This window comes from Pseudoalteromonas sp. MER144-MNA-CIBAN-0113 (assembly GCF_040308965.1).
Lineage (GTDB): Bacteria > Pseudomonadota > Gammaproteobacteria > Enterobacterales > Alteromonadaceae > Pseudoalteromonas > Pseudoalteromonas tetraodonis.
Map to the genome: position 1 here is coordinate 1 of NZ_JBEOOG010000089.1, position 15696 is coordinate 15696.

Below are 15696 nucleotides of genomic sequence, written 5' to 3' on the forward strand. Positions count from 1 at the left end.
TTATCTCGCTAGGGCTGCGCATATTACGCTTTCCTATTTTTTTGTCAACACTTAATTTTGTTAAACTTGAAAGTTTTCGAAACTAAGTTTTACTCAACTCACTGAGTAGCTCGTGCCTCGCTATGCGTTGCGCTCTGCCGTCTCAGTGGGGTCGCATTATAGGGAGATCCGAAAACAGATCAACCCTTTTTTGAAGAAAACTTAAAATAAATGACTGTTCGAACAAAATTACAACTAAACGCTCATTTTAACCACTAAAAACTGTGGTAAAGAGCGGTTTAACTAGTTTACTTTAAGTTTCCAACCACATTTTTTCTGATACTTAATCTCTTGATTTAGCTCACTTGCCATTAGTGGGTGGTTTTTTAACCAATCGCTTTCAAATTGAATAGCTAACTCTTCATTTTCAGCTGTTATCTTAAAGTTAGGCAAGACATCATCTTGGCGGCGCATAGATAAAATAACAGCAACACGTAATAGTCGAACGATATACGTTGCAACCCTACTGTGTGCGCCTAAATGATCTAAACATCCTTTTTGAAGGTCTGAACGATGGCTGTTGGCAATCGCAACGATCACTTTGTGTTCTGATTGCGAAAAACCTGGCATATCGGTATTTTCTAAAATGTAAGCGGTATGTTTGTGGTATTGCTTGTACTCTATTAATAAACCAATCTCATGAAGTTGCGCCACCGCATTTAAAAGCGGTAACCCACTTAATGCTTCTATCGGCCAATAATGATTAACTTCGCTAGCTAATTGTAAAGCTAAGCCGGATACTCGCGATGCTTGCTTTTGATCCACATGATAACGGTTCATAAAACCATCAATAGTACGTTGACGAATGTCGTTATTATGCAGTTCCGGTAGCATGCTATATAAAACACCTTCACGAAGCGCGCCACCAGCCAATCCCATTTGTTCTATTTCTAGTGACTCAAACAGTGCAATTAAGATAGCCAGCCCAGATACAAACACTAAACGTCGCTCTTCACTTAACCCTGGCAAGTCGAGTTCAGCTATAGTCTCATAAGCAATAGATTGTTGTTTAATGGTGTATAGCTTTTCAAGGGTGAGCATTTCATTTAAATTTTGTGCCACCATGATTTCTTGAATAGCTTGTACGGTCCCTGACGCACCAGAGGCAAGTTGCCAACCAGCCGTTTTATACTCAGGTGCTATTTCATCAATAACAGTACGCGCGGCATTAATAGCAGTATTAAAGTTTGCTTCATTTAACTGGCAATCTTTAAAGTAGCGTTCAAGGTAAGTAACACACCCTATATTAAGGCTTTTATAGTGACGTGCTTCAAAGCCTTGACCAATCACCACTTCAGTACTCGCACCACCAATATCAATAACTAGCTGTTTGCCCGCACATGAAGAAGTGTGCGCAACTCCTTTGTAAATAGTTCGCGCTTCTAGCTCACCACTAATAACATTAACTTTATGGCCTAATATTTTTTCAGCATGTAATTTAAAGTCGTCGGCGTTGGTTGCTAAACGAAGTGTTGCAGTGGCAACAATGGTGATGTTTTTCTTGGGAATATCTTGCAAACGTTCCGCAAACAAGGCCAAACACTCCCAGCCTCGTTGCATAGCCTCTAAGCTCAATAGATTATTATCATCAAGCCCAGCGGCGAGTCTTACTTTGCGTTTGACGCGACCTATTGTTTGCAAGCCACCCGCCACTGATTTGGCAATAAGCATATGAAAGCTATTTGAGCCCAAATCAATGACTGCATATACATTTTTTTGCGGTTTAAGTTGCCCCACCGTTCAAAAACCTCTAGTTACGAATACTATCAAACTAACGGTCGGTTAAGACCGTCCTTTTTGGTAACCATTATTTGGGCGACGTCCGTTGTTATTACTACGATTACGTGGACCGGTAGAAAAATTACGTTTTCTGTGAATAGTCGGCTTAGTCAAATCATCTAGCAATGCACTTTTATCGTAATGCGATAAAGGGATGCTGTGCTCGATGTACTCTTCAATTTCATGAAGGTTATAAGCATACTGCTCACACGCAAAGCTAATTGCATGACCCGAAGCGCCTGCACGAGCTGTACGACCAATACGGTGAACGTAATCTTCGCAATCATCAGGTAAGTCAAAGTTAAATACATGACTTACTTCTGGAATATGTAAACCACGCGCAGCAACATCGGTAGCCACTAAAAAGTCTAGCTCGCCTTTACTAAATTGCGCGAGTATTGATTGACGTTTCTTTTGGTTTACATCACCGGTGAGCATACCCACTCGATGTCCATCTGCTTTTAACCATGCATACACAGTTTCACAGCTGTGTTTGGTATTTGCAAAAACAATGGCTTTCTCAGGCCATTCTTCTTCAATCAAGGTTAACAACAGCTTAATTTTATCTTCTTGTGAAGGATGAAATAGCTCTTCTTGAATACGCTTACCCGTTTTTACATCGGGTTCTATTTGCACATGCTCTGGGTTTGTCATGTGTTCAAATGCAAGCTCTTGTACACGATACGACAGTGTGGCAGAGAATAATAAGTTTAAACGTTCTGATGTATCCGGCATACGACGGAACATATAACGGATATCTTTAATAAAGCCTAAATCGAACATACGATCGGCTTCATCTAGCACGACTACCTCAATTTCATTAAGGGTGTAACAGCCTTGCTTGTACAGATCTATTAGGCGACCTGTAGTACCAATTAAAATATCAACGCCTTTTTCTAGTTGTGCACGTTGTTTTTCGTAATCTTCGCCACCATATACTAAACCTAAGTTAAGATTACAGTGCGGCGCTAAAATTTTTGCATCTTTGTGTATCTGAATCGCAAGCTCCCGAGTTGGGGCCATGATCAGGGCTCTTGGATGTTTACTAGGTGCTTTGCTAGATTGTAATAACCAGTGGCATGTGGCGGTTAAAAACGCCAACGTTTTGCCTGTACCTGTTTGTGCTTGGCCCGCAATATCGCGCCCTTCACAAATAAACGGTAGGCATTTAGCTTGAATGGGTGTGCAATATTCAAACCCACTTTCGGTTAACCCGGCAACCACTTCCGGTGCAATAGCAAAGTCTGAAAACTTTTTATCGGTCAAATGTGTCTTAGTCATAGCGTTTAAGCATAACGTTTAAACTTGCAATAAGAAACAAGAGTGTTTAAATACGCACTAAATATTTCGCCTAACTAAACCGGAGAGCGCAATGAGCGAGAAAATAATCCAAATTACCGACGATAGCTTTGAAGCTGACGTATTACAATCAGACAAACCTGTACTAGTAGACTTTTGGGCTGAATGGTGCGGACCGTGTAAAATGATCGCCCCAATTCTAAGCGAAGTTGCTGAGGAATTTGATGGCCGTGTAACGATTACTAAATTAAACATTGACCAAAACGCAGGTACTCCACCTAAATTTGGTATTCGTGGTATTCCTACACTACTACTTTTCAAAGATGGTCAAGTGGCTGCAACTAAAGTAGGCGCACTATCAAAAACACAATTAGTTGAGTTTTTAGAAAACAACATCTAAGTGTAAATTTATAAAAAAAGGGCGCTCAGCCCTTTTTTTATTATTTATTTTACAGAAGTACTGGACGCTGCAGTAATGACCTGCTAGTTTATAAAGCCAACTAATCCTTAGTTATATTCAACAAACCTCACTCAACGATCTAATAAAGCGATTTTGAGTATGACAACTGTAATAAAGAACCCACCAATATGCATTTACGCGAATTAAAAGACAAGTCTATAAAAGAGCTTGTAAACTTAGCTGAGTCCATGGGGCTCGAAAACGTAGCCCGCTTAAGAAAGCAAGACATTATTTTTGCTATTCTTAAATCCCATGCCAAAGGCGGAGAGAATATCTTCGGCGGTGGTGTATTAGAAATTTTGCAAGATGGTTTTGGCTTTTTAAGATCATCAGAAGCTTCTTACTTAGCTGGCCCAGATGATATTTATGTATCTCCAAGCCAAATTCGCCGTTTTAGTATGCGTACTGGCGACTCTATTTCAGGTCTTATTCGTCCGCCGAAAGATGGTGAGCGTTACTTTGCTTTACTTAAAGTAAACGAAGTTAATTTTGATAAACCTGAAAACTCTCGCACTAAAATACTTTTTGAAAACCTGACACCACTACATGCAAACGAACGTTTTCGTATGGAACGTGGTAACGGCAGTAAAGAAGATATTACCGCACGAGTTCTTGATTTAGCGTCACCCATTGGCCGCGGCCAACGTGGTTTATTAGTAGCACCGCCAAAAGCGGGTAAAACCATGTTGCTACAAAATATTGCGCAATCAATCACACATAACCACCCTGATGTTACATTAATGGTTTTACTTATTGATGAACGTCCGGAAGAAGTGACTGAGATGCAACGCCTAGTAAAAGGTGAAGTTATTGCATCAACATTCGATGAACCAGCATCTCGCCATGTACAGGTTGCTGAAATGGTTATCGAAAAAGCAAAGCGCTTAGTTGAGCACAAAAAAGACGTGGTGATTTTACTTGATTCAATCACACGTTTAGCACGTGCTTACAACACCGTTATTCCATCATCAGGTAAAGTATTGACCGGTGGTGTTGATGCTAATGCATTACATAAGCCTAAACGTTTCTTTGGTGCTGCACGTAACGTTGAAGAAGGCGGTAGCTTAACAATTATTGCGACTGCGCTTATTGATACCGGCTCTAAAATGGATGAAGTTATCTACGAAGAGTTTAAGGGTACGGGTAACATGGAACTACACCTTAACCGTAAAATTGCGGAAAAACGTGTATTCCCAGCTATCGACTTTAACCGTTCTGGTACGCGTCGTGAAGAATTACTTACTAAGCCTGATGAGCTCCAAAAGCTGTGGATTTTACGTAAGATAGTCCATGACATGTCAGAAATTGATGCCATGGAATTTTTAATCGATAAACTATCGATGAGTAAAACCAACGATGAGTTTTTTGATTCGATGAAACGTCAGTAATCTGAACGCTGGTTAAATAAACGTTTTTAAATAAAAAAGACACCAGATGGTGTCTTTTTTATTTTTAGAGTAAATCAGCTTATCCGTATTGCTTAAGCAGTACCAGCAAGTCATTTACTAATGTTGTTAACTTTTGAGTGTTAATTTGTGACTGAAGTAATTCATCATCTAGTGCTTTTGCCACTAATGCTATTTCTTTAAACTCAAACATTTGTGCCGCACCTAAAACTCGGTGGCTATCTTTTTGCAGCGATTTATAATCTCCAACTTTAAAATGCTGTTCAATTAGCTCACTTTCTGTAATCAGGCTTTGTTTAAAACTCGCTACTAAATCACTCATATCTACATGGATACTTTCTGTCGATGAATCCTCATTTGCTGAGCTTAAGTATTTAGCTAAAACAGTGTAAAAAGATTCTTTGTCTATTGGTTTTGCTAAATAATCGCTAAAACCAAGTGATAAGTAGTGGTCAATCTCGTGGCTCATGGCATTGGCCGTTAACGCTAAAATAGGCTGCTCATAGCCACATTGTTTGAGTAGTTCAAACGCAGAAATACCATCCATAACGGGCATTTGAATATCTAAAAGCACCAAATCCGGATACAGTTTTAAACTTTGCTCTACGGCTTGCTCACCATTTTCAACGGCAATCACTTCAAGTCCTAGGGAGTGTAAATAACGACTGATCAGTTTGCGGTTATCACTGTGATCCTCAGCAAGCACCACCTTACCGGATAACAACCTATGCCCTGCAGCCGATTTAGCCTGCATATCATCGTGGCAAACTTGCTCTTCAACTTGTATACAAGGCAAATAGAACGAAAACTCACTGCCCTTTTTAAACTCACTCTGCACGCTAATATAGCCACCCATCATCGCTGCTAACTGCTGCGACAAACTCAAGCCCAAACCGGTACCGCCAAAACGTCGGCTAATGCTGTTATCTGCTTGACTAAAGCATTCAAAAATAAGCTTAAGCTGTGAGGAGCTCATACCAATTCCGGTATCTTGAATACAAAAGAGCAGCCCTTGATCCGTTTTGCTAACAGCAATTGTTACGTGCCCCTTATGAGTAAACTTAATGGCATTGGCGCATAAATTAATAAGTATTTGTTTTACTCGAGTTAAATCTAGCCGCGTAAAATAGGTATCACCTAACTGACTCTCTAATATCAGTGACAAGCCTTTCGCTTTAGTTTGTGGAGAAAACATAGCATGAACATCGTTGATCAATTGCACCATATCAAAACAGCTAATGTTAAGTTCTAGCCTGTTTGCTTCGATTTTACTTAAATCAAGCACATCATTAATCAGGCTTCTTAAATGCTCACTTTGTCGTTGTATTACCCTAAGCTCATCTTGTAATTGCTCAGCCTTATACTGACCACTAATAAGATCGTCAGTTTGCGCCAAAATAGCGGTTAATGGCGTTCTAATTTCATGGCTTATATTCGCTAAAAACTGGCTTTTAACCTCGTTAGCTTCACGCAGTTCTTGCGCCACACTTTGCAGCTCTTTGGTGCGCTGTTCAACTTGCTCACTCAGCTTTAACTTCGCTTGTTTTTCTGTTCGGCGTTTATAAACAGCAATTACTGTAATTAAAATCAATATGGCAACAATCACCAATAAGAACGTCAGCTGTGAACGTTTAGCTATTTGTAATTCTTGTAAGTATTGTTGCTGTTTTAATTGTTTAATTTCTTGGTTTAGCTGATTTGATTCAAACTGAATTTGAAATTGACTGACCGCTTTTGAGGCTTCTTCGGTATTAACACTGCGCTGATAATCAACATACTGTTGATGCAAATTTAACGCTTTTTCATAATCCCCTAAGCTAGCATGGATCAGCGCTTCAACCCCCAAACCATCTTTTATGCGCATGCCATTATTATACTCTTTGGCAAGCGTAATTGAACGCTCTGAGGTTTCTTTGGCATTTTCTGTATCGCCTTGCACAAATTGAACAGTCGATAACACGTGTAAGGCAGCCGCTAGTAACGACTTATTATCAGCCTCAAGTGCAAACTGTTGCCCTGCATTAGCATGATATAACGCGACATCAAATTTATTTAATTTAAGATTAATTGTGGCTAAATTGGTGTGCTTAGTCGAAAGCTGAAAGGCGTTATTAACACTTTGATAGTAGCGCAAAGCTAATTGGTTGTAATGCAACGCTAACTGGTACTGCCTCGATTCAGTGTACGCCACACCCATGTTACCGTATACCTGTGCAACCCCATCGTCATCACCAAGCTCTTGAAAAACTTTTAAAACCTCACGATACATCTCAAGCGCGGACTCATACCGAGAGAGACGAATATAAATACCGGCAATATTATGTAATATATCGGCTTTATCTTGTGCGCTCCCCTCTTTTTCATAAATGACTTTGGCTTGCTGATAATAATCGAGGGCTAGCTCCATGTTATACATATCAAAGTAAGCGAGCCCAATATTACTGAGTAAGTTGGCCTGTTTAATCGGGCTTTTAAGGGTAATGGCAATGTTTAACGCGCGATTATAATCAACGACCGCTTGTTGCACTAACCCTTGATAATAAAGCACCACGCCTTGCATTTTAATTGCACGAAAATAAAGTTTTGGCTGTTCTTTGAGGGTGCTATTCGCCTCTAGTAATTTAAAATACTTTAGTGCATTAGCTAAATCACTCTGTGTAAACGCCAGCTCCGCTAAATCACTGTAAATGGTCACGCGTTGTAAATTTGGAAGATCAGGGTTAGCTAATATGTCTGTTGCAAGGCGGTGCTTTTTAGTCCATGTTTGCTCAAGATCGAACTGCTCAAACAAACTTGTCTGCTCATTGGATAAAGCGTCGTTTGATGCACCACTCAGTACAACCAAAAGACCAATAAAGCAGATGCGCTTTAACCAAGTCAGCATAAAAATATCCTTTAATCCTTGCTAGCCATAATAAAATGACACCCAAACAATATGTAAACATCTAATTTAGACCAATATAAAACAGGCATTCACGCCCACTCCTTGGGGTTTAATGTTACTTAGGTGTATGATAATTTGTTCAAGATACACCAATTAATAGATTGTAAACAATGCTTAACCCACTGATAGATGAGATTTTTGAACTATTAATCAATAAAAAAGTGTGGATGGTTCATACTTTAGCATCGGAACTAAAAGAACGTGGGTTACTTGATACCTTAGCCGCTGATCCTGGGCATGATTTATTTAAACGTAATTTTTTAATTATGAATGCACTTTATCAGTTACAGCAGCAAGTTATGCCAAAACAGCAGCTACTGATTAAAAGTTTACATATTGAGCTGGTAAGCGACCCTCGCCAAAACCAACTTCACCCAAACGATCCGCTGCGTGACTACTACTTAAACTGGCAAAACTTTGAAACATCAACAGCAGAAATTAACGCATTATTAGATAGCTTTTGGCAACGTTTCAGTAAGCCTAAACAACATGAAGCGCCTTTAAGTGCTCAGCAACATCAGCAATTAATCGCTCGCTGGCAATTAGTACAACCAATTACCTTAAAAACATTACAAAAGCGTTGGCGACAACTAGCCGTTCAGCATCATCCAGACAAACAAGGGGGTGATAATGAAGTGTTTAAACAATTAAAAATGGAATATGAGCAACTCAAGGCGAGCTGCTCATCTTAAAACGTAAAACTAGCGCGTCAGGCGACGAGCACGGATTTTACGCCCTTTAATATTGCCTTCGGTTAATTTACGTAACGCGGGTTTAGATGAGTTACGCTCTACCGCGACAAAAGCCACGTTATCAAGTACATTAATTTTACCCACTTGGCGCCCTGCTATACCATCTTTACCTGTTAATGCGCCTAAAATGTCGCCGGCACGCACTTTTTGCTTTTTACCCGCATCTATCATCAATGTCACCATTTCAGGTTTGTATGGAGGCTTATCTAATAGGTTATAAGATGGCATTGGCTCAGGGGTAAAATCACGCTCATAGTGGTCACCAATTTGCGCTACTTTAAATTGCTCAGCATCACCGTAAATAGAACACGCAATGCCTTTTTTGCCCGCTCGCCCGGTACGCCCTACACGGTGAACATGCGTTTGTGGATCATGCGCTAAGTGATAGTTAATTACCATGTCCATATCATCAATATCTAAGCCGCGTGCTGCTACATCGGTTGCCACTAAAATAGACGCACTCTTATTGGCAAAATGAATCAGTGTTCGCTCACGGTCACGCTGCTCTAAATCGCCATGCAATGCAACGGCGCTGAAGCCTTCATCGGCTAAATCATCACATACTTGCTGTGTTTCTACCTTGGTATTACAAAACACCACACAACTTTGTGGGGTAAATTTAAGTAATAGTAATTTAAGGGTTGGATAACGTTGCTTATTATTATCCATTTTATAGAAGTATTGCTTGATAGTGCTTTTTTCTTGCTGCTCTTCTACTTTAATCATTTCAGGGTTGCTCAGAACACGCTTTGCAATGGCTTCGATTGATTTTGGAAAAGTCGCGCTAAATAACAATGTTTGACGATTTGTTGGAATACACTCAATTATGGCATCGAGGGTGTCTTGAAAACCCATATCAAGCATTTGGTCGGCTTCATCAAGTACCAGCGTTTCAACATCATCTAAACGCAATGTACCTTTACGGATATGGTCGTCAACTCGCCCTGGTGTACCTACAATAATATGCGCACCATGTTCAAGTGAGCCAATTTGAGGACCAATTGATACCCCGCCACACAAAGTTAAAATTTTAATATTATGAATACCGCGTGCTAATTTGCGCATTTCAACAGCCACCTGCTCTGCAAGCTCACGGGTTGGGCACAGCACTAACGACTGAATACGAAAGCGTTTAACATTCAGCTTGGCTAAAACGCCCAGACTAAATGCCGCTGTTTTACCTGAGCCTGTTTTCGCTTGGGCAATAATATCTTTACCACTTAAAACAGGAGGCAGGCTTTGTGCCTGTACAGGAGTCATTTGGGTGTAGCCGAGTGTTGATAAATTATCAACTAACCCAGAAGGTAAGGCCAACGATGAAAAAGCAGTTGCAGTCACAGTAAATTCCATAGCAAAAAAATAACTTGAGAAAAGTCTCAATAAATATGCTGCTAATAATAGCAGAATTAACAATTGGCAACCATTAACAACGCACGATTAAAAGTGCAAATAAAGATATTGCAAATGATAGTTATTTTCATTAAGATCTGCGACGTTTTACTATTCTAATAACCCTAAGCCGGAAGCTACTAATGAAACTTAACCCTCTTTTTATCGCACTTTTAGCCAGCACCTCTGCAAATGCACTTGCCAACACCGCAAATATAGAACGTATTGAAGTTAAAGGCAGTTACTTCAACGACTACAAAGTAGATAATGCCAGTGGTGCAATGAGAACCTCTACCTCATTACTCGATACCGCACAGTCAGTCACTGTTATTACAGACACCATAGTTAATGAACAACTAGCAACAACCTTAGGTGAAGTGCTAAGTAATGACGCGAGTTTAACGCCGGGCTCTAAACAACGAAACAGAGAAGTGTTTAACTTACGTGGTTTTGAATTAAGTTCATCAACCGGCTACCTGCGTGATGGCCACCAGCATTGGTCTCATTACCAGCAACCCATTGAGATTTTAGAGCAAGTAGAAGTTATTAAAGGCCCTTCAAGTATTTTATACGGGCAATCAGGGCCTGGCGGCCTAGTGAATATGGTAACCAAAAAACCGACTGCGCAAACGTTATTTAATGCCAGTGCCGATGTTGATCAGCATGGTTCAACTCGCTTTATGCTTGATGCTGGCGGCGCACTTACCGAGGCTGAAGATCTACGTGCCCGTGGTGTATTAGTAAAACAAGATGTTGAATACTGGCGAGAATACCAAAACGGTGATAACCGTGAACGCGATCGCTTTTTAGGTGCCTTAGTGGTTGATTACGATATTAGCGATAACGCCTTAGTGCGCGTGCATTATGATCGCACTGATGACGAAGCAGGCTTAGATACTGGCGCTTGGATAGATAATGATGCCAACATTATTGGCGATGACAAAACAATTCGTGATATGTCATGGGCCTTTACCGATATTACTGTTGAAAACATGGGTATTGATTTTAAGGTATTTTTAACCGACAACTGGCAGGTAAATTTAGGCTACAACGAGCAAACGTTTGAACGTCAGCGCTTTGAGTCAGCACCACGTAAGCCAAGTGACTTTATCGAAGGTGATAGTTACCAGTCACGTCCTTACGATCGCTTTGATGATTGGCAGTTTAAAACTGCTTTTATCGACTTTATTGGCGAATTTGAAACCTTGGGTGTGCATCATCAATTACTTATAGGCGCTAACTCACTGGATTATTACTACGGCCAATTACGTACATCTGCTGATACGATTAATTTTTCTGCCGGTCAAAATGAGCCTAATCGCCCTAATATAAGTTACAAGTCAGATGACACTATTAGCTCGTCTGCTTACGACTATTACGGGATTTATATCCAAGACTTAATTTCATTCTCACCAGAATGGCAAGTATCGCTAGGTGGTCGTTACGATAAACAAAGTAAAGAAAACAGCAATAACGAATCGTTCGTACCTAAGGTCGGCGTACTTTACCATCCAAATGCATCAGCAACCGTATACGCAAGTTACTCGGAAGGATTTGAGCCGCAAAACGAAACATTAGAAAATGAAAATGATGTTAATAATGGCATGAAACTCGATGCCATTACTTCTGAGCAACGAGAAGTTGGGGTTAAATGGCAACTGTTTGATGACCGATTAATGCTTAGCGGCGCCCTATTTGATATTAGTAAAACAGGCACCTTAGTGAGCGAAAATCTGATTAACCCTATTGGTGATATAACCAGCATAACCACGCAAGCAGGTGAACAACGCCATAAAGGCTTTGAACTTTCTGCACAAGGTGCTGCTACCGATCGTTTATTTGTTATGGCATCAACCATGTATTTAGATGCTAACTATGAACGAGATGAAGAATTAGAAGGTAAGCGCCCAACCGATGCGCCAAAGTGGTCAGCCTCACTTTGGACCCGTTATGAACTCAACGACGCCATTGCTTTTAATGCCGGCGCTTTTTATGAAGGTGAACGTTTTGCCGATAATGCCAATACAGTAACAAAACAGGGATATACCCGTGTTGATGTTGGCGCAACATACGCACTTAAGGTAAGTAATACAGATATTAACCTGCGTTTAAACATTGAAAACTTATTCGATAAAAACTACCTAGCCGGTGGTGGATTAAATAACGTGACGGTAGGTGAAGGCACAAACGTGCGTTTAGCAGCGCAATTTAGCTTTTAAATACAAACTTTAAAAACCCATAGCCCACCTCAATTTGAGGTGGGCTTTTTTTTGAACTGACTTTTGAACCCACTGAATAGCCTACTCATCTCATCTATTTTTTATCCTCTTTGTTACATGCTTTAATGGTGTTAATCATTACAAAGGCTCTCTGAATATGAAACAATTGCTCACAGCACTCCTATTTACCACCAGCATGACGGTAAGCGCCAACAACAGTGAATTCACTGCAAAACAGCTACAACAAGTAGATGAGGTGCGCACCACCGCCCTTAAAAGTGATTTAAGCTATCAATTACTAGAATCACTCACCACTGAAATAGGACCGCGCCTACCTGGCACCGAAAACGATAAGAAAGCCGTTGCTTGGGCAAAAGCAAAGTTTGATGAATTGGGCTTTGATAAAGTCTGGTTAGAAGAAGCAACCTTCCCTGAATGGCGTCGCTATAGCGAAAGCGGAAAAATACTCACTCCAAGCGAGCAACCTCTGCATTTAACAGCACTGGGTAACAGCATTAGTACACCCAAAGAGGGGATCAGCGCACCTGTCGTCTTATTCGAAACCCTTGACGAATTAAAAGCTGCACCGGCGAATAGCTTAAAAGGTAAAATTGCTTATATTAATTACCGTATGAACCGTGATATTGACGGCAATGGTTATGGCCCCGCGGTAAAAGCCCGTGCTACCGGAGCAATTGAAGCAGCTAAAAAAGGCGCCGTTGCCTATATGATGCGCTCAGTTAGCACTGGCCACCATCGCTTTGCACATACCGGCGGTAGCTATTATAAAGAAGGGGTAACTAAAATACCTAACGTGACTATTGCCAATCCTGATGCTGACCAAATAGCACGATTAGTCGCATTAAACAAAGACGTGTCGGTTAATATTAATGTACAAACCGAAAACCTAGGCGAGGGCACTGGTTATAACGTCATTGGCCAATTTAATGGTACTGAAAACCCTGAGCAATATGTACTTATTGGTGGACACTTAGATTCGTGGGATTTAGGTACTGGCGCTCTGGATGATGGCGCTGGCGTTGCCTTAACCATAGCAGCAGCAAAGCATATTAGTGATGTAAAACGTCCTAAGCGCAGTATTCGCGTTGTGCTTTTTGCAGCTGAAGAACTCGGCCTTTGGGGCGCAAAAGCGTATTTTGCAAAGCATAAAAATGAGCTTAATAACATTGTGGCTGCTGCAGAGTCTGACTTTGGTGCTGATATAGTTTATGGCTTTGAATCAAATGTAAACGCAGCTTCACTGCCAGTAGTGCGCGCGATTGCCAAAGAGCTTGCGCCATTAAATATTGAATACATTGGCCAAAATGAAGCTAAAGGCGGACCCGATCTCATCCCATTTAAAAATGCAGTTTCTGCACCTATTTTTGAACTGGCACAAGATGGTACTGACTACTTTGATTACCACCATACAGCGGATGACACCCTTGATAAAGTAACACCCGCTAAACTTCGTCAAAACACCGCTGCTTATGCTGTATTTGCGTTAATGGCCGCCGACGCTAAAACGACCATTAAACCAAAAGCACGCACTAAAGAGTAACTGACATAATTACTTACAGTTTGCTGCTTTAACTAATACGCTCATTGTTTTAACTTAAAGAGAATTAAAACAGGGAGCGTATTTTCATGCTGCTTTTCAATACCAGTGAGTCTTTTCCTCATTTTACACAAGTACAGTGCTGCCCTAATTGCAAAAGTAACAGCTATCACTTAGTTAACCAAAGCCGCTTTTTGCGCTTTACTATTCTTCCTATAGTTCCGATAAAGTTGAGCTATAAACGCGAGTGCTATCAATGTGGACATTGTGAGCCTACAAGCATTAAAAAGTTACCCCTGTTCGAAAAGCTAAGCCTACCCAAATACTGTATTGGGTTAGTTTTATTGCTGTGGGTATTGTTATTTTTTTACCAAAAACACCTTAATGCTGAGGCGCTAAAACAAAGTTATTTAACCAACCCCAAAGCCTACGACACCTATTTAGTAAAGGCCGATAAATTCACTCATGAACCGTGGACACTGACTAATTTAAAAGTCGCGCAAGTGCTGAGCTTTGATCAGCAATTTATAACGTTTCAGGTGAGTAATTACAGCTATAAGCGCAGCAGTGCTATAACCACAGCAATGCGTGCAAGTTTATTAGTGCAAAGAGATTACTTTTCGTCTAAAACCATCACCCTACCTCGTAATGAAATAAAACGCTTATACAAGGATGACATTATATTCGACGTGCTGCGCCCCTATGCAAATAGTTTATATGGTGGATTTGTGATGTTTCCGCCACAGCCAAAACCTTTATATAAAGGAGTAAAGCTCGATAAAAATAATCAACAAGGAATTATGTACCACAAAGATGGGCAATACGATGAAGCGCTAGAAAGCTTTACTCTTGCAGCGCAAACAGGTTCTCAATGGGGGCAACTAAATCTGGCGCAAATGTATCGCGACGGGCAAGGCACTGAGAAAAACGCCCCACAAGCTATTTATTGGTATAAAAAAGCCATTGCTCAAGGTAATAGCAAAGCTAAACACGAGCTTGAGCAATTATGTAAAAGTGCACAATGTGAATAATGTAAAGTAGCGCGATTACGCCGCGCTACTATGGGTTTTAAAGAGCTTAGTATAGATTACATGCATAATAACAATAACCAAACCCGCAACCACACCAAGTAAGCCATCAAATACTAAAGGGGCTAGCATCTCACCTACCCCACCTAAAGTTGACTGGGCGTAATGTGTGATATCAATCTGCGTATGATGCAGTAACTCAACACCATGCACTAAAATTCCACCCCCCACTAAAAACATGGCGATTGTACCTGCAAAGGCTAAAAACTGCATAAGTCGGGGAGCTGCTGCAAGTAGGCCTTTACCCAGTAATTCTTTAAATTTATTTGCAGAGAGTTTTGATTGGTTAAGTAAATACAATCCAGCATCATCAAGTTTTACAATTCCAGCTACCAGTCCATAAACACCAATTGTCATGATGATGGCAATAACACTTAGCACCAGTGCTTGATTCATTAACGTAGCCCCAGCCACAGTCCCTAAGGTAATTACAATAATTTCAGCGGACAGAATATAATACGAAAAGACATATAAATAGTATACTTTATTAGTTTATGATTTAGATAATGAATACTATAATTCAACCGTGTTTTTAAAGTGAAGTATTAATGGCAAAGAAGAAAGAAACTAGAATTACTCAATCATCTGCTAAAGATAATTCTAAGGTAACAAAACTTAATGTGAAAGGTGGTGATGGTCTTCCTGATTATCAACGTTTTTATACAGGTAAGCATTTACGCTTTTTCTGTAGTGGCATAGTTAATTTGGCCACCCATTAAGAAAGAAATGTTATGCTAATAAGCATACAAATTTGGGTGAAAAA

General features: G+C 40.4%; 11 protein-coding genes and 1 pseudogene. 7 read left to right on the top strand and 5 right to left on the bottom strand.

Annotation, left to right across the window (positions count from 1 at the left end; all coding sequences use genetic code 11):
• Positions 1–282 precede the first annotated feature (282 nt).
• Both gppA and rhlB read right to left on the bottom strand, forming a co-directional pair.
• Positions 283–1776 carry a guanosine-5'-triphosphate,3'-diphosphate diphosphatase gene (gppA, locus tag AAEY57_RS16885; protein ID WP_350608322.1) on the bottom strand — a complete coding sequence of 498 codons (1494 nt, stop codon included), beginning with the start codon at positions 1774–1776 and terminating at the stop codon, positions 283–285.
• A gap of 45 nt (positions 1777–1821) precedes the next feature.
• Positions 1822–3099, bottom strand: a complete 1278-nt coding sequence (gene rhlB, locus AAEY57_RS16890; RefSeq protein ID WP_350608323.1) for an ATP-dependent RNA helicase RhlB — start codon at positions 3097–3099, stop codon at positions 1822–1824.
• A 91-nt stretch (positions 3100–3190) separates the two neighbouring features.
• Between rhlB and trxA the strand changes: the two genes are divergently transcribed.
• Together trxA and rho are read left to right on the top strand one after the other, a co-directional pair.
• Entirely contained in the window at positions 3191–3517 is a 327-nt protein-coding gene (gene trxA, locus AAEY57_RS16895; protein ID WP_013463750.1) for a thioredoxin TrxA, read from the top strand.
• 188 nt (positions 3518–3705) lie between these two features.
• Positions 3706–4965, top strand: coding sequence for a transcription termination factor Rho (rho, locus tag AAEY57_RS16900; RefSeq protein ID WP_013463749.1), 1260 nt, complete (start codon positions 3706–3708; stop codon positions 4963–4965).
• Between the two features lie 79 nt (positions 4966–5044).
• Here rho and AAEY57_RS16905 read toward each other — a convergent pair whose 3' ends face one another.
• On the bottom strand, positions 5045–7867 hold the full coding sequence (locus AAEY57_RS16905) for a tetratricopeptide repeat protein (RefSeq protein WP_350608324.1): 2823 nt from the start codon (positions 7865–7867) through the stop codon (positions 5045–5047).
• Between the two features lie 170 nt (positions 7868–8037).
• Between AAEY57_RS16905 and AAEY57_RS16910 the strand changes: the two genes are divergently transcribed.
• Positions 8038–8619, top strand: coding sequence for a DNA-J related domain-containing protein (locus tag AAEY57_RS16910; RefSeq protein ID WP_350608325.1), 582 nt, complete (start codon positions 8038–8040; stop codon positions 8617–8619).
• 9 nt (positions 8620–8628) lie between these two features.
• Here the strand turns inward: AAEY57_RS16910 and dbpA are convergent, their stop codons facing one another.
• A complete protein-coding gene (dbpA, locus tag AAEY57_RS16915) occupies positions 8629–10017 on the bottom strand; it encodes an ATP-dependent RNA helicase DbpA (protein WP_024601994.1) in 1389 nt (462 codons plus the stop codon).
• Positions 10018–10211: 194 nt separating this feature from the next.
• On the opposite strand from dbpA, the gene AAEY57_RS16920 reads away from it, so the two are divergent.
• From AAEY57_RS16920 to AAEY57_RS16930, 3 genes are all read left to right on the top strand, one after another.
• Positions 10212–12287, top strand: coding sequence for a TonB-dependent siderophore receptor (locus AAEY57_RS16920; protein WP_350608326.1), 2076 nt, complete (start codon positions 10212–10214; stop codon positions 12285–12287).
• 157 nt (positions 12288–12444) lie between these two features.
• On the top strand, positions 12445–13848 hold the full coding sequence (locus AAEY57_RS16925) for a M20/M25/M40 family metallo-hydrolase (RefSeq protein ID WP_350608327.1): 1404 nt from the start codon (positions 12445–12447) through the stop codon (positions 13846–13848).
• Between the two features lie 86 nt (positions 13849–13934).
• On the top strand, positions 13935–14876 hold the full coding sequence (locus AAEY57_RS16930) for a tetratricopeptide repeat protein (protein ID WP_024601991.1): 942 nt from the start codon (positions 13935–13937) through the stop codon (positions 14874–14876).
• 15 nt (positions 14877–14891) lie between these two features.
• Here the strand turns inward: AAEY57_RS16930 and AAEY57_RS16935 are convergent.
• Positions 14892–15389 (bottom strand): annotated as a pseudogene (locus AAEY57_RS16935) (DUF808 family protein); the annotation flags it as partial.
• A gap of 92 nt (positions 15390–15481) precedes the next feature.
• On the opposite strand from AAEY57_RS16935, the gene AAEY57_RS16940 reads away from it, so the two are divergent.
• On the top strand, positions 15482–15652 hold the full coding sequence (locus AAEY57_RS16940) for a hypothetical protein (RefSeq protein WP_350608328.1): 171 nt from the start codon (positions 15482–15484) through the stop codon (positions 15650–15652).
• The last annotated feature ends 44 nt before the right edge of the window (positions 15653–15696 follow it).